The sequence below is a fragment of the Streptomyces sp. NPDC012510 genome (genome assembly GCF_042955065.1).
Taxonomy (GTDB): domain Bacteria; phylum Actinomycetota; class Actinomycetes; order Streptomycetales; family Streptomycetaceae; genus Streptomyces.
Genome location: NZ_JBIBEN010000016.1, coordinates 121830 through 137654, shown reverse-complemented (window position 1 = coordinate 137654; position 15825 = coordinate 121830). Strand labels below are relative to the sequence as shown.

General features: G+C 70.0%; 11 protein-coding genes and 1 pseudogene. 2 read left to right on the top strand and 10 right to left on the bottom strand.

Features of this window, described 5'->3' with window-relative positions:
• Positions 1-429: 429 nt before the first annotated feature.
• Together ACFY9I_RS27865 and ACFY9I_RS27860 are read right to left on the bottom strand one after the other, a co-directional pair.
• The gene (locus tag ACFY9I_RS27865; protein ID WP_391006391.1) at positions 430-2073 is read right to left on the bottom strand and encodes an acyl-CoA dehydrogenase family protein; all 1644 of its coding nucleotides are present in this window, start codon (positions 2071-2073) and stop codon (positions 430-432) included.
• A gap of 158 nt (positions 2074-2231) precedes the next feature.
• A pseudogene (locus tag ACFY9I_RS27860) lies at positions 2232-2363 on the bottom strand (2,3-diaminopropionate biosynthesis protein SbnB); the annotation flags it as partial.
• A gap of 249 nt (positions 2364-2612) precedes the next feature.
• Here ACFY9I_RS27860 and ACFY9I_RS27855 point away from each other — a divergent pair.
• A complete protein-coding gene (locus ACFY9I_RS27855) occupies positions 2613-3740 on the top strand; it encodes a YhjD/YihY/BrkB family envelope integrity protein (protein WP_391006388.1) in 1128 nt (375 codons plus the stop codon).
• A gap of 140 nt (positions 3741-3880) precedes the next feature.
• Positions 3881-4576 carry a helix-turn-helix domain-containing protein gene (locus ACFY9I_RS27850; RefSeq protein ID WP_391006386.1) on the top strand — a complete coding sequence of 232 codons (696 nt, stop codon included), beginning with the start codon at positions 3881-3883 and terminating at the stop codon, positions 4574-4576.
• Between the two features lie 100 nt (positions 4577-4676).
• On the opposite strand, the gene ACFY9I_RS27845 is transcribed toward ACFY9I_RS27850, so the two are convergent.
• The 8 genes from ACFY9I_RS27845 to ACFY9I_RS27810 all read right to left on the bottom strand — a co-directional run bounded on the left by ACFY9I_RS27845 (position 4677) and on the right by ACFY9I_RS27810 (position 15704).
• On the bottom strand, positions 4677-5081 hold the full coding sequence (locus ACFY9I_RS27845; protein ID WP_391006383.1) for a VOC family protein: 405 nt from the start codon (positions 5079-5081) through the stop codon (positions 4677-4679).
• A gap of 260 nt (positions 5082-5341) precedes the next feature.
• Positions 5342-6922, bottom strand: a complete 1581-nt coding sequence (locus ACFY9I_RS27840; RefSeq protein ID WP_391006649.1) for a sulfatase — start codon at positions 6920-6922, stop codon at positions 5342-5344.
• A gap of 696 nt (positions 6923-7618) precedes the next feature.
• Positions 7619-8659: a substrate-binding domain-containing protein gene (locus ACFY9I_RS27835; RefSeq protein ID WP_391006380.1), complete on the bottom strand. Its 1041-nt coding sequence runs from the start codon at positions 8657-8659 to the stop codon at positions 7619-7621.
• Between the two features lie 547 nt (positions 8660-9206).
• Positions 9207-11006, bottom strand: a complete 1800-nt coding sequence (locus tag ACFY9I_RS27830; protein WP_391006377.1) for a family 43 glycosylhydrolase — start codon at positions 11004-11006, stop codon at positions 9207-9209.
• Positions 11007-11097: 91 nt separating this feature from the next.
• Positions 11098-12015: an ABC transporter permease subunit gene (locus tag ACFY9I_RS27825; protein WP_391006375.1), complete on the bottom strand. Its 918-nt coding sequence runs from the start codon at positions 12013-12015 to the stop codon at positions 11098-11100.
• Positions 12015-12899, bottom strand: a complete 885-nt coding sequence (locus tag ACFY9I_RS27820) for an ABC transporter permease subunit (RefSeq protein ID WP_391006372.1) — start codon at positions 12897-12899, stop codon at positions 12015-12017. Before ACFY9I_RS27820 ends, ACFY9I_RS27825 begins: the two co-directional genes overlap by 1 nt.
• Positions 12900-12910: 11 nt before the next feature.
• The gene (locus tag ACFY9I_RS27815) at positions 12911-14251 is read right to left on the bottom strand and encodes an extracellular solute-binding protein (protein ID WP_391006369.1); all 1341 of its coding nucleotides are present in this window, start codon (positions 14249-14251) and stop codon (positions 12911-12913) included.
• A 439-nt stretch (positions 14252-14690) separates the two neighbouring features.
• The gene (locus ACFY9I_RS27810) at positions 14691-15704 is read right to left on the bottom strand and encodes an NAD(P)-dependent oxidoreductase (protein ID WP_391006366.1); all 1014 of its coding nucleotides are present in this window, start codon (positions 15702-15704) and stop codon (positions 14691-14693) included.
• Between the last annotated feature and the right edge of the window lie 121 nt (positions 15705-15825).

Sequence of the window (15825 nt, the reverse complement as noted above, 5' to 3'; positions counted from 1 at the left end):
CAAACCTCCCGGGGGGACACCCAACTGCCAGCCGGCAAGGAGACCTTGACGGCGGGGCAGGTGGGGCGGCCTGGCAGCGATGCTACGGCAGTGGGGCACGTGTCACGCCGAGGAACCGACAAATACAGGGAGATCCCTCACTCCGAGACCATGATCCGTTCACCGGAAAGGGGGGTGGGAGATGTGTGACGCGGGCCCTGTCGGTCCACCGGACGCGGCGGCGGCTCTGGCGCGCACCACCCCCGGCGCACCGAGCGGGGAAGGAGGTCCAACGGGGCTTGCGGGAGCAGGACTTCGACTTCGGCGCGTTCGGTGAAGCGGTACGGCCGGTGGTTTCGGAAGGTGGTCCGGGAGGCGGGGGTGGTGCAGTGTCTGCGCAGCACTCCGGGCACCTTTCGGGCAGGACCGGAGCGCCCGTCCTGCGGCGGCTCAGCTCACCGGACGCGCTCGTTCCACCATCGACGCCAGGTCCAGGGTGTGCGGCAGTGTGCCGAAGGCCGAGCCCCAGTCGCCGCCCAGCCGGGAGGCGCAGAACGCGTCGGCGACCGCAGGGGGCGCGTACCGCACCAGGAGCGCGCCCTGCAGGACGAGGGCGAGACGCTCCACGAGTCGGCGCGCGCGGGCCTCGATGCCGTCCAGATCGGCCAGCTCGGTCAGCAGGTCCTTGATCGCGCCGTCGAGCCGGTGATCGGCGCCGCGGGCCCGGCCCACCTCGCGCAGAAACGCGTCGAGCGCCCGGGGTTCGCGCTGGAGGGCCCTGAGCACATCCAGGGCCTGCACGTTCCCGGCGCCCTCCCAGATGGAGTTGAGCGGGGACTCACGCACCAGACGGGGCATGCCCGACTCCTCGACATAGCCGTTGCCGCCCAGGCACTCGGCGGCCTCCACCACGGTCGGGGTGCAGCGCTTGGTCACCCAGTACTTCGCGGCCGGCACCGCGAGCCGCAAAAACGAACGTTCGCTCTCGTCACCTGCCTCCGCCGCGTCGTACGCCGCCGCCACCCGCATCGCCAGCGTTGTCGCGGCCTCCGACTCCAGCGCCATGTCGGCGAGGACATTGCGCATCAGCGGCTTGTCGGCCAGCCGGCCGCCGAACGCCTCGCGATACGTGCTGTGGTGCACTGCCTGCGCCACCGCCTGCCGCATCAGGGAGGCCGCCCCCAGCGCGCAGTCCAGCCGGGTGGCCGCCACCATCCCGATGATCGTGCGCACTCCCCGGCCCTCGTCCCCGACCCGGCGCGCCCACGTCCCGTCGAACTCCACCTCGGCCGAGGCGTTCGACCGGTTGCCCAGCTTCTCCTTGAGCCGCTGGATGCGGAACACGTTCCGGGCACCGTCCGCCAGCACCCGGGGGACCAGGAAACACGTCAACCCGCCGGGAGCCCGCGCCAGCACCAGGAACCCGTCCGACATGGGCGCCGAGCAGAACCACTTGTGGCCCCTCAGCTCGTACGTCCCGTCCTCCGCCAGCGGCCGCGCCTCGGTCGTGTTGGCGCGTACGTCGCTGCCGCCCTGTTTCTCGGTCATCCCCATACCGAACAGCGCCCCGGCCTTCTGGTCGGCGGGCCGCATGTCCCAGTCGTAGAGCATGGACGTCAGGCGGGGCTCCCACTCGGCGGCCAGCGCCGGTTCCGTACGCAGCGCCGGTACCGCCGCGTGGGTCATGGACAGCGGACAGCCGTTGCCGGCCTCGACCTGGGTCCAGACGACGAAGGCCGCCGCCCGCCGTACATGCCCGCCGGGCCGGTTCCAGGCGGCCGTGAGCCCCGCCGAGACGCCCTTGCCGAGCAACCGGTGCCACGACGGATGGAACTCCACCTCGTCCACCCGGTTGCCGTACCGGTCGTGGGTCCGCAGCTTCGGCGGATTCTCGTTCGCCAGCCGCCCCCACTCCTGCACCTGTGCGGAGCCCGCCGTGCGGCCGAACCCCGACAGGTCGCCCCGCGCCTCGTCGAGCACCTCCGGAGCCAGATGCCGCTCGACCGCCTCCGACAGGACGCGATCGGCGGCGAAGACGTCGTAGTCCACCAGGGGCGGAGCCTGATTGGTCACTTCATGCGTGCTGGCTGCCATATCTGGAACCTACCCGTCAACGGCGTCTCGGCACGGCGACGCCCACCCGCGTCCGGTGGGCGGCCCTCCTGTTCCGGCCGGCGGCCGGCGGTTCAGACAGGGGCCGCCGGCTCGCCCGTCCCCGGATCACCGGTGCCGAACTCCTTCTCCGGATCCAGCGCCGACGCGGCCGTCCGGGTGGCGCTGATGACCGAGGCCTCCGGGCAGGCGAACGGACAGCCGGTGGTGTGGTCGTCGAGGATCACCACGGCGGACGCCCGCGGCAGCCCTGACGCCGTGTTCTCCGGGAACAATCGGGAACAGGCCAAGCGGAGTCGGTTAGTTGACGCTTTACCGCCCCTGTTTCGATCTTTTCCGCAGGGTCGGACCCCACTCGCTACCACGTTCCAGCAAGGAACTTTCCAAACAACGGGTGCAAAGGTGCTCGAATTGCCGCACCGTGACGCGACCGGAGGGAAGCATGCGACGCACGCGGATCCAGCCGCGACGAGCGCCACCAGGAGGTGAGGGCGGCACGCGCGGCCCGATACCTTTGGGGCGTGCAGCCAGCAAGCCACTCACCCCCACCAGCGGAGAGCCCGCACGGGCGTCTCCACCGCGCACGTGCCCTCTACCGGAACGTCTCCAAGCGCAGGACCGCCTGGCTGCTCCTCAAGGACACCGTCAACTCCTGCATCGAGTACCGCATCCTGGGCCTCGCCGCCGAAGCGGCGTTCTTCACCCTGCTCTCCGTACCGCCGCTGCTGCTCAGCATGATCGGTCTGCTCGGCTACGTCGACGACTGGACCGGTGCCGACACCATCGCCAGCCTGGAGCTCAACCTCCTGGAGGCCTCGCGCACCGTCCTGTCCGACAAGGGTGTCGCCCAGATCGCGCAGCCGATCCTGGACGACGTGATGAAGGGCGGCCGCCCCGACGTCATCTCCATAGGCTTTCTGTTCGCCCTGTGGTCCGGGTCCCGTGCGGTGAACGTCTTCATCGACACCATCACCGTGATGTACGGCCTCGACGGGGTCCGCGGCATCGTCAAGACCCGCCTCATGGCGTTCCTGCTCTTCATCGTGGCCCTGCTGATCGGCTCGATCGCCCTGCCCCTGATGGTCGCCGGCCCCGACGCCGTCGTCCGGATCGTCCCGTGGTCCGCGACGGTCGTCCAGGTCCTCTACTGGCCCGTCGTGATGGTCCTGTCCATCGTCTTCCTGACCACGCTCTACCACGTGTCGGTGCCGGTCCGCTCCCCTTGGGTGGAGGACGTGCCGGGCTCCCTGGTGGCCCTCGCCATGTGGGTCCTGGGCAGCTTCCTGCTGCGCATCTACCTCACCAACACGGTCGAGGGGGCGACCATCTACGGCTCCCTCGCCGCCGCCGTCGCCGTCCTGCTCTGGATCGGCGTCAGCGCCTTCGCCGTCCTGGTCGGTGCCGCCGTCAACGCCGCCATCGACCGCGTCTGGCCCGCCGCCGCCACGGCCGCCGCCCGCGCTGCCAACGAGCGCCTGCGCGAGGAACAGGCCGCCGAGTACGTCGCCCGTGCCGCCGCCGCCCGCTCCCACGACCCAGAGGACCCCGACATGCCGTCCGAGTTCCCCGAGCGCTGGTCCCGCTTCCTGCCGCCGGAGGACGTGACGTCGAGGCTGCGGGCACCGGTGAAGAAGGGGGAGGACGGTTGAAGAGGCGTCGCGCGGCTCGGGTGGTGCGGTTCGTCGGCGACCGCGGGTGTTCGTGGTCCCCCCTGTGATGGCCCGCGTGGTTCCCCCGCCTCTGTGGGGCGCGGCAGGAATCGGTGGCTCCGGGCGCGTAGCCTTTTCCCGTGTATGCGGAACGGGCGTCTCGGCTGGACGGGGCCGTCGTGTGGACGAACACCCCGGACCGGCCCGTCGGGACCGGTGCCGGGCGGATCCTGCCGGACGGCTGCATGGACCTGCTCTGGAACGACGGGCGGCTGCTGGTCGCCGGGCCGGACTCCCGGGCGTACGTCACCGAAGGCGCTCCCAGGAGCTGGGCGGGACTGCGCTTCTACCCGGGCGCCGCGCCCGCCTTCCTCGGCGTCCCCGCCCATGAACTGCGTGACCGCAGGGTCGAGCTGGCCGACCTGTGGCCCCCCACGCTGGTCCGGCGCCTCACCGCCCGGGTGAACGCGGCGGCTGATACGGCGAGCGGGCTCGAAGAGGTGGTACTGGAGCGGGCGGCCGAGGCGGAGCGCCCGGACCCCCTGCTGCGACAGGTCGTCGCCGCGCTCGACGCGGGCCGGACCGTGGCCGCCACCGCCGACGAACTCGGGCTCGGGGCACGGCAACTGCACCGCAGATCGCTCGTCGCGTTCGGCTACGGGCCGAAGACGCTGGCCCGGGTGCTGCGGTTGCGGCGGGCGCTCGACCTGGCCCGACGCGGTGTGCCCTTCGCCGACACCGCTGTCCGGGCCGGATACGCGGACCAGGCCCATCTCTCCCGAGAAGTACGGGAGTTGGCCGGTCTGCCGCTGGGCGAACTGCTCGGCGCACGGTGACAGGCGGACCCCATCCGGACCGGCACGGTGACGGGCGGGCTCACCCGGACCGGCACGGTGACGGGCGGGCCGCATCCCGACCGCGGAGAGCTGGGCCCGGCTACTCGGTGCCGGGCGACGGGAGGGGAGCGAAGAGGTCCACCCCGTTGCCGTCCGGGTCGAGGACCACGGCGTAGCGCTGGCCCCACACCGCGTCCCACGGCTTGAGCTCGCCCTCGTACCCGGCGGCGACCAACTCCTCGTAGACGGCGTCGACTTCGGCCGGACTGTCGCACAGCAGTGCCAGTCCGGCACCGCCACCCTCCCCCCTGACATAACGGGGGTGGAAGGAGCGGACGGTCTCCTCGGTGTCGAGCAACAGCCGCAGGCCGCCGGGCAGTCGGGCCTCGGCGTGCGGCTGGTTCTCGGCGCCCTCCGGGAAGGCGAAGCCGAGTCGGCGGTAGAAGGTGACGGAGGCGGCCATGTCCGAGGCCACCATGCCGATCGCGTCGAGTCGTGGAGTCATACCGTCACCGTAGGCCGACCGGCGTCGGCCGGTCTTGAAGGAATCGGACAACCGCCGGGTATCCGGGGGAGCCGCAGGAGCTGCGGGAGTCGGGGGCCGTCGGAAGCCGTCGGAAGCCGTAGGGGTCGGGGCCGCGCGTCCAGCCCGGCAAGGCGATCGTCGAGGACCACGACCATCCGGCCATTTGGGCGGCCCACCGCGAGGACGCGGGCGTTAGGACGCGGGCGGCTAAGGACACGGGCGACCGGGGCGACCAGCGGTCAGGACGTACCGCCCGGCTGCTGCGGGCCGAACGCCGTCATGAAGCGGTCGCGGAACTTGTCCATCCGCCACACCGGGGTGTCGTCGGCCGGCTTCAGGCCGTCCGTCCAGCCCCAGTCGGAGATCTTCTCCAGCACCTCGGGATCCTGGGCGACGACCGAGACCGGCACGTCGTGGCTGGGGTTGTCGCCGGTGACCGTCCTGTTGGGCTGGTGGTCGCCGAGGAAGATCAGCACGGTGTCCTTGGAGCCGTACTTCGCGACGAAGTCGACCAGGCTGGTCACCGAGTACTGGATGGACTTCCGGTACTCGTCGCGCACGTCCGAGGGGTCCTGCCAGACCTCCTTGGGGTCCTTGCCCTCCGCCTTCTGGAGCGAGTGGTAGACCGAGCCGTCACCTATCCGCTCCTCGGGGATCGTGCGCGGGATGGGTGCCCACGGGTTGTGGCTGGAGGTCAGGATGATCTCGGCCATCATCGGCTCACGGTCCTTCTTCCCGTGCTCCAGCTCCTGGAACGCCTTCAGCGTGTACTGGTCGGGCATGGTCGACCAACTGAACTTCGGCCCGCGGTAACCCAGTTGGTCGGAGTCGTAGATGTGCTCCAGGCCGAAGTACTTGCCCTCGGGCCAGGCCTTCTGCGTTCCCGGCACCACGCCGACGGTCCGCCAGGCGCCGGTACGGCGGAACGCCTCGGTGAGGGTGAGACGGTCACCGGAAACCAGGTTGCGGTACCGCTGCTGGTTCTTGATCCACAGGCCGGACAGGAACGTGGAGTGACCCAGCCAGCTCCCGGCACCCGTGATCGGGGAGCGCAGCCAACCGCTCTGCGACGCGTACCCGGCCTCCTCCAACTCCTTCGTCTTCCGCGCGAGCGTCTCGCCGAGCGGCTCGCCCATCTGCGGGTCGTCGATCGCGGAGCGGCCGTAGCTCTCGATGAACGTGATCAGGACGTCCTTGCCACGCAGGCCGGTCAGCAGTTGGTCGGGCGGTACGTCGGCGAAGGCGTCCACCGCGGCTTCCTTCTGGAACGCCTCCCCGTCCTTCAGACCGGCGCTCACCGACTCGATCCGCTTCTCGACGAGCCATGCCGCGCTGTGCGACGCCACCGGGACGCCGCCGAACTCCAGCGTCAGCGTCGAGCACGTGATCCACACCGTGCCCAGGACGAGCAGCGTCCGGCTCGCCGTGTGCCGGTTGCGCACCATCAGCCGGCTGATCCGTACGACCGCCAGCGTCATCAGCACCGGCAGCGCCAGTGCCAGGGCGATCACACCGATCGTCGCGGCCTGCGCGACCGCGCCGCCCAGCGAGTCCTTCATGAACGATTGCGCATCGTCCAGCAGGATCCAGTCCAGCACCAGGTCGAAGGAGCGGTCCAAGGTCCAGTACGACCCCATGTCCAGCACCTTGACGATAGTCAGCAGCCCGAGGAACACCCCGACGACCACCACCGCCACGCGCCGGGCCTTCGGCGGCAGCACGAGCAGCAGCCCCGCCACGAGGACGCCCTCCGCCGGGATCCTGAGGAAACGGCCGAACTCGATCTGCGTGATGTCGTTCGGCACGAGCAGCGCGAACATCACGAGAGCGAAGGCCAGCGCCGTACCGGTCCAGGCGAGGGCTCGCGCGGCCCGGGGGTGCTTGGCGCGGAGGCCTGTGGGGACGGGGGGCGCGGGGTCCGCCGAAACTTCGGCCCCCTGCTTCGGCTCGGACGCGATCCCGGCCTGCTCCCCCTCCTTCGGCTCGGTACCGGCATCCTGGCCGGACTGGGACTGGGACTGGGACTGGGAATGGGACTGGGACTGGGACTGGGACTGGGACTGGGACCCCGACCCGGACTCGGGCTCCGGCTCGGGCCTCTCCTTGTCGGGGCTCGGCTTCCGCTTCTCGGGCGGGGCCTCGGCCACGGCTTCGTTTTCTGTCTCCGCCTCCGGCGCTGGCTCCGGCTCGGCCTCTGCCTCCGCTTTCGCCCCCGCCTTCGCCGCACTCTCGTCCGCTGTCGCCTCCCGAGGGGCGGCGTCCTGCGGGGCTCTGTCGTCATCCGGTGCCGGTGTCGGTCCCGGAAACTGCGGAGAGCGTATGTGCGACAACCCGAAGGTCCTTCCCTGTGGAGCATGTGGAGCTCGGTACTGGTGCGGTGGAGGGCCGGCGCGGCGGGACCACCGGGGCAGCCCTTTCGGCCATCCCTATGCGTACGGTCCCACGACGCCGACCGTTCACCGAACCCAGGTCGACAGCAACCACTTCACCGAACCTCAACGCCCCCGCCCTCCGGCTCAGGCCGAGCGCAGCGCCCCCGTGCTCGCGCGCTCCACCAGACGTGTCGACAACTCGGTGCGGGTGCCCTCCGGTCGGTCCCCCTCCATCATCCGCACCAGCAGCCGCAACGCGGTCGAGGCCATCTCGGAGAGCGGCTGGCGGATCGTGGTCAGACCGGGGCTCGCCCAGCGGGCCTCGGGAAGGTCGTCGAAGCCGACCACACTGATGTCGTCAGGCACCTTCAGCCCCCGCTCGGCCAGCCCCTCGTACACGCCGAGCGCCATCCTGTCCGAGCACACGAAGACGGCGGTGGGCGGCTCGGGGAGGTCGAGCAGCTGGAGCATGCGGTGGCGGGCGGTCACCTCCATGAAGTTGCCGTAGCGGACGTACTCCGGCCGGTACGGGACGCCCGCGGCCATCAGCGCGGAGCGGTAGCCCGCGACCCGGGCGCTGCTGCACATCTTGCGCCGGTACCCGGCGATCACGGCGATCCGCTCGTGCCCCAGGGACAGCAGGTGCTCGGTGGCGGTCATCCCGCCCTGCCAGTTGGCCGCGCCCACCGACACCACACCGGACGGCGGTTCGAGAACCGGGTCGATCAGCACGAACGGGATGCGGTGCTGGGTGAGCCAGGAGTACTGGGCGGGGGACAGCTCTGCCAGGTTGAACAGCACGCCGGCCGAGCCCCGGGTGGTCAGTTTGTCGAACCAGCCTCTCTCGGGCCGGGCGCCCCGGGTGCGGGTCAGACCGGCCGAGACCACGACCTCCAGACCGGCGTCGTGGGCCGCCTGTTCGACACCGTGCAGTACCGCGCCCGACCAGGAGCTCTCCAACGAGTGGACCACCAGGTCGACCATGCGCGGTGGCTTGGACGCCTCGAACCGTGGTCTGCGTACGTAACCGAGCCGGTCCAACGCCTCGGTGACCCGGCGCCTGGTCTCGGGGGCGACGTCCTCGCGGCCGTTGACCACCTTCGAGGCTGTGGGTACGGACACCCCGGCCTCGCGCGCCACCACCGCCAGCGTAGGCCCGGCCGTCGCGCTTCCGCCACGCACCATCGCGACTCCACCTCTCAGGGCCCGTCCCGAAGCCCGGTGAAAATTTCGAACAGCCTCGCTCGCGCGGTGGGAACGGGAACCACGTAGCAAGCGCTTCCTACGGTAAGCCCAACTCAACACGGCGGGAAGAAGCAGAGATTCAAAGGACCGAACCAGCCAAAACTTTCGAAACTTCGAACAAGGCGGGGTCCTTGCCGGGGCCGGGCCCGGGCCCGGCCGGGGCGCGAGGCTCGGATGCGGGGAGAAGGCGAGCGGGAGTCGGCGGCCGAGGGCGGGTGATAGGGCCCGGGTGCCGAGGCGGGGCGGGCGGGCTACGGCCTGGGCGCGACGGGACCGGGAGGACCGGAGGACCGGGAGGACCGGGAGGACCGGGAGGAGTGAGAGGAGTGAGAGGAGTGAGGAAACCGAGAGGAACGACCGGGACCAGCACGGCGGAACCCTGGGCCGGCGCGGCGAAACCCCCGACCGCCACGGTGGAACCGGCGGCTTGAGCGGGCGGGCGGGTCCCTGTCTCTCTTCGGCATTCCCGCCCGTGCCTGCCCACCCCTTACTCCGCCTCGCACACCAGCCGAAACCCGCTGAAGTCCGCGGTGAACTCCGCGGCCACGAGGTCCTGGGCGTGGATGCCGGCGAGCGCACCGGTGAAGCGCAGTCTGGAGCCGTAGTCGTCGGAGAGGCGGCTGAAGTCCAGGACCGGTCCAATGGGGATCCGTACGCCTTCGTGGAGGTACCAGAAACGCGCCTCGGCGCCGTCGACGCTCGCCCCGAGGGTGACCGGGCGCCCCGCCTCGACCTCGACGAGGGCCACCTGCCGTGCCCCGTCCTCGTCGCGTTCCAGGAGGCTGAGCACGGTACGACCCTCGCCGCGCCACTGCTGGCCGCGCTGGGGCTCGCCCTCGGCCTCGGCCCAGGTCAGGTCGAGTGTGAGGTAGGACGCGGTGTTGTAGCGGAGGGTCAGCCCGGCGGCCTCCCCGAAGGTGCGCGGCCGGGCCTCGACCGTGACCTCCACCTCGGCCCGGTGCTCGGTGATCCGCTGGGCCAACAGGCTCTGCTCCCACAGCGATTCCGGACCCTGACGACCACGCAGCCGGATCCAGCCGGGGCGCACGGCCGTGTCGACCCAGGAGCCGTCCGGCTCGGCACGCAGACTGCTCCAGGGCCAGGGCGGCGTGCCCTGCCCGGTGGCGGGCCCGACGGCTGCCGCGTATGCGGCGACCGCCTCGACCCCCCGCGCTTGCCCAGCCGATGTCCACACCCCCGGCACGTCCACGGCCGAAGCCTCCACAGGAGGCACCCCCGCCGCCGACGCCTGCGCGGTCCGCACCAGCGCACCCGGCACCTCCGCCGGCGCCACCGCAGCAGCCGCCCTCGCGGTCGGCGCCTCCCCGGCGGGGACCTCCCCCGTCCGCACACGCACGGTCGGCACCGCCACCTCCACCACCGGATGCCAACCCCCCTGCCGCAACCTCGGCCACCCCTCCGCGTCCCAGATCACCGCCTGGATCGCGGTCTCACGGCCCAGTGGGCAGCGCATGCCGTGTTCGGTGTGCAGCGGGCGGGCGGTGAGGTGGCTGAGGAACCACTCGCCGGTCGGGGTCTCGACCAGTTCGGCGTGCCCGGCCTTCTGCAACGGCAGCTTCGGGTCGTCCCGCGTCGTCAGCAGGGGGACGTCGTCCAGGACGTACGGGCCGGTCAGTGCGCGGCTCCGTGCCACCCGCACTCCGTGTTCGAAGCCGGTGCCGCCCTCGGCGAGGACCAGGTAGTGCCAGCCGCCGTGGAGCAGGAGCTTGGGGCCCTCGATCAGCTCGTCATGCTGGAGCAGGAGATGGGTGTCGCCGAGGGGACGCAGGGTGGAGCGGTCCAACTCGGTGAGGACGATGCCGGCGAAGCGTCGGCCGCCGGGGCGGTGGTCGCTCTGCATGTTGAGCAGCCAGAGCCGACCCCCGTGGTGGAAGAGGGCGGGGTCGAAGCCATGACTCGCGACCCGCCTTGGAGCGGTCCACTCGCCGTCCACCGCCGTCGCCGTACTGATGTAGGTGTCCAGGTCGAAGTACCGCGTGCCCACCGACCGCACGATCGTGTAGACCACCCAGAAGCGCTCGCCGTCCCAGCTCAGCGAAGGCGCCCAGATGCCGCCCGAGTCGGGGACGCCGGACAGGGTGCCGCCGGGGGCGGCGCCGCCTACATGGCCGGCGTACTCCCAGTGCGCGAGGTCCCGGGACCGGTGGATCGGGATGGTCGGGAACCACTCGAAGGAACTGGTCGCCACGTAGTACCACTCACCGACCCTGATGAGCGAGGGATCGGGGGCGAAGCCACGGATGACGGGGTTGCGGGCCACGGTCACGAGCGAGCTCCCAGAATCTCCAGGGTTCCCAGGGGTCCCGGGGTTTCCAGGGTTCCCGGGGCGACGGTTGCTTGAGCGGGCACCGGAGGTGTCACTTCAGGGCTCCCAGCGTCACACCGCTGCGCCAGTACCGCCGCATCGCGACCATCATGATCCCCATCGGGATGATGGACAGCAGGGCGCCGGTCAGGACAAGACTGGTGGCGTCGATGCCCGACTCCGCCCGCTTGCCGGACCAGTTGTACAGGCCCAGGTTGAGTGTCCAGTTCTCCTTGCCGCGCAGCACGGTCAGCGGGAGGAAGAAGGCGTTCCAGGTGTTGACGAAGGCCAGCAGGAACACGGTCGCGCCACCCGTGGTCATCATCCGCAGCACGATGCTGAAGAAGATGCGGACCTCACCCGCGCCGTCGATGCGGGCGGCCTCCAGCAGTTCGAAGGGGATCGTCGCCTCGGTGTAGACCTTCGCCAGGTACACGCTGAACGGGTTGATGAGACAGGGGATCAGCATGGCCCAGGGGGTGTCGACCAGGCCGATCTTCGAGAACATCAGGTACAGCGGGAGCGTGAGCAGCGCGATCGGGATGAGGAACGAGCCGACCACGGCCGCGAAGACCACACCGCGGCCGGGGAAGTCGAAACGGGCCAGGCCGTAACCGGTGGCGAGGGCGACGAGGGTGCCACCGAGGGAGCCGACGCCCGCGTACAGGAACGAGTTGGCGACCCAGCGCAGGAAGATGCCGTCGTCGTAGGTGAACACCTGCCTCAGGTTGTCCCACAGGTGGAAGTCGGAGAACCACAGGCCGTTGCTCTGGTACAGGCCCACCTGGTCCTTGGTCGCGGCGACCACCAGCCAGTACACCGGGAACAGGCTGTAGACGCTGGCCAGGATCAGGCCGAGCAGGATGAAACGCTGGCCGCCGCGCCCGCGTGAGGCGGTGTCGACGCGGGTGATCCGCCGCACGGGAGGGACCGCGGCCTTCTTGGGGGACTCGGTGGTCGTCGTGGCCATCAGTCCGCCTCCTTCGAGGTCAGCCGGTAGAAGAGGAAGGAGGCGATGCCGAGGATCAGGGCGAGGAGGACCGACAGGGCGGCGGCGTAGTGGTAGTTGGCGGCGTTGAACGCCTGGTTGTAAATGATCATGATGGGGGTGAAGCTGTCGTCGACCGTCTCCGGGGCGATGTTCCGGAACAGCGCCGGCTCGTTGAAGATCTGCAGCATCTGGATGATCGACAGCAGGCCGGTCAGGACCAGCGCGCCGCGCACGAACGGGATCTTGACGCTCAGCGCGATACGGGACTCGGAGGCGCCGTCGAGACGGGCGGCCTCGAACAGTTCGCGGGGCACGCCCTGGAGCGCAGAGTAGATGATCACCATGTTGTAGCCGATGCCGTGCCAGGTGAGCAGGTTGCCGATGGACGGCCACACCATCGACGGCGCGAAGAAGTTCCAGTCGAACCCGAAGAAGTCACCGATCGGGGTCAGCGGCCCGACCTCGGGGCTGTACAGGTTGATCCACACGAGAGCCGCGACCACGCCCGGGATCATGTACGGCACCAGCAGTACGATCCGGAACCTGCTCGCCACCCTCGAGGTGAGCGTGTCCAGGAACAGGGCCAGCACCAGGCTGACGAGCAGCATGAACGGGATCTGGACGCAGGCGAACAGCACCACCCGCAGGATCGAGCCCATGAACGCCGAGTCGGTCAGCCCCTGCTGGTAGTTGTCGAACCCGGCGAACTCCCGGGTCGCGCCGCCGAGGCCCAGCCCGGACTGCTTCTCCAGGAACAGCGACTCGTAGAACGCGTACCCGATGGGGAGCAGATACAGGAAGACGAAGCCGAGCTGGAAGGGCACCGTGAACGCGGCACCCTTCCAGCGCTGGGAGCGAATCATCGAAGGATGCCTCAGCCCTTGACGTTGATACCGCGGGACTTCAGGTCCTTGACCGTCCACTCCTGCATGTGCGCGAGCAGGTCGGTGACCTTCTGTTCCTTGCTGACGACCTTGCCCCACTCGCTCTGCAGCTCGGTGAACATGGCCGTCCAGTTGGGGCCGAACACCCAGTCGGTGGTGATGGTGCCCAGGCTGTCGGTGACGACCGTCTTGGCCGGCTCGTAGTTCTTGCCGAGCAGCTTCTCGGAGATCGCCTCCGAGACGTACGACTCGCTGTCGGCCAGCGCCGGCATCACACCGCTGCCGGTCTCCGGGCTCGCCATGGTCTTGACCGCGCCGGTGTCCGTGGACATCCACAGCGCCGCCTCGGCCGCCTGCTTCTTGTTCTCGCACTGCTCGGACACCAGGGTCAGGTTGCCACTCTGGTTGGTGCCGGCCGGTGTCTTCGGCGCCTCGCCCTTGTACGTCGGCCACGGCGAGAGTGCCCACTTGCCGAAGGAGTCGGTGAAGTTCTGCACCATGCCGGACATCTGCCAGGTGGAGATCTGACGGGTGGCCGTGTCGCCCTTGTCGAAGCTGCGCTGGACGGCCGCGTAGTCGGCGAAGGAGCGCTTGGCGTTCAGGTCGTTGTCGATGATCTCCTGGATCACCTCGGCGGCCTTCAGGCTTCCCTCGTCCTGGAAGTCCACCTTCCAGGAGTCGCCGTCGATCGAGTACCAGTGCGCCCCGGCCTGCATCGCGAGCACCTCCAGGGTGCTCGGGTCCTCGCCGGCGTAGTTGGTGATGTGGATGTCGTGCTTCTTCAGCACCTTGCCTGCGGCGATGAAGTCGTCCCAGGTCTGCGGCGCCTCCAGGTCGTACTTCTCGAAGATGTCGGTCCGGTAGATCGTGAAGGCGGGCGCCGAGGCGGTGGGCACGCCGTAGACCTTGCCCTGGACCTGGCCGGTGGCCCAGGAACCGGGGTTGAACTCGCCCTTGCTCGGCTCGACGTACTCGGTGATGTCGGCCAGCGCGCCCTGGGAGACCCAGCTCGTGACGTACTCGCCGGTGTTCTGCAGCAGACAGGGCGCGTTGCCCGCCTTCACCGCGTTGCTGAGCTGCTTCTGCATGGTCAGCTGGTCGGTGACCTTGGTGTACTTGAGCTTGACGTCCTTGTGGGAGGCGTTGAAGGCCTTGACGACGGCTTCCTGGCCGTTGGCCCAGCCCCAGAAGTCGAGGGTGACCGGGCCGGAGGCGGAGGAGTCGCCTCCGTCGCCGGAGTCCGAGCCGCCGCATGCGGAGAGCAGACCCGTGAGCGCCATACCCGCGACGGCAATGCGGGCGAACCTTCTCCGGGGGTTGGTGGAGTTCATCGTACGGTCATCCTTCGAGACGTAGACGATCGCGGAAGCGGGGAAGCGAGGGGCGGCTCGGTGGGGCGACGGCGAGCGAGGCGGACCGTCAGCTCGTGTCTCGGGACCCCTGCGGAAACGTGTAGTAAACGGTTGCTATGAAACGTAGGTCGCCTGATCGGCTCACGCAAGAGTGCGAAGAGAAATTGTTACGCCGGATTGTCGCCGAGGTTGCCGAGAGTCGCCGCATGGCGGCGGCTGCGTGACCAGAGCCTCGCAGGTCAGAGTTGTGCCGCACTTCGGATGGGCGGCCCTGAGAGCTCCTCTCAGGGCCGCCTTGAGGCCGAAAACGTTTACGAAACAGGCGCGGCGGGGCAGTCGACGGTGAGGTGAGGGGTGGTGGCGGACGTGAACGGCGACGCGGTGGGAGGGGTGGCCGTGCGGGGCGCGCCGGCACCGTTCAGGCGACCCGGGCCAGGTCGGTGTGGCGCACCTCGTGGGCCGGGGGCCGACCCGAGGCGAGACGCTCCAACTCCTCGACGACGGTACGGCCGAGGCGCTCCAGCTCGTTGCCGAGGGAGCCCGCGATGTGCGGGGTGAGGAAGACGTTGGGGAGGTTGTAGAGCGGGGACCCGGGGGGCAGCGGCTCGGGTTCGGTGACGTCCAGGACCGCGCTGAGCCGGCCGGAGAGCAGTTCGTCCGTGAGCGCGTCCGGGTCGACCAGGGCGCCCCGCGAGGTGTTGATGAGCACGCCGCCGTCCCTGATCAGGGCGAGTCTGTCGCGGTCGAGCATGCGGTAGGTCTCGGGGATGTCGGGTGCGTGCAGGCTGACGATGTCGCTGGTGCGCAGCAGGTCCTCCAGCGTCATCGGCTCGGCGCCCAGCGCGGCGGCCGCGGCCGGGTCCACGTAGGGGTCGTACAGCGAGACGGCGAAGTCGAACGGCTTCAGCAGTTCCAGGAGCCGGCGGCCGACGCGCGAGGCCCCGATGACCCCGACCCGGCGGCCCACGTTGCCGATGGTCGCGGTCTCGGCGGGGGAGGGGTAGGTGTGCGTCTGTCGGAAGCGTTCGCGCTGGTCGAAGGTGTCCTTCCCGGCCAGCAGGATCATCGCCAGGGTGTACTCGGCGACCGGCAGCGCGTTGCCGGCCACCGCGCTGGACACGGTGACCCCGCTCCGCCAGAGGGCCTCGCCGACCAGCGCGCGGACCGAGCCGGCGGCGTGCAGGACGGTACGCAGCCGGGGCGCCGCCACCAGGACGTCCGCGTCGAGGTGCGGGCAGCCCCAGCCGGTGATCAGCACCTCGGCTTCGGCCAGCGCCGGGGCGGCCTCGGGATCGGCGAAGTTCCGTACGACGAGTGCGGGGTCGATCTCGACCACCTGCCGCAGCCGTGCCATGAGCGGCGGCGGGAAGAGCAGGGGCAGGTGCACCGGATCCATGGCGAACACGGCTCGCGTCGGCTGGGCGCTGGGCATGACTCTCCTGGAGCGCTGGGAGGGGATGCGGGGGGTAGAAGAAGGAACAGTTTCAGAAAACGTCTTCTACCGTAGATCCGCCCTCGATGGGCGGTCAATCGTTGTGGTCGCGTGGTCAGGG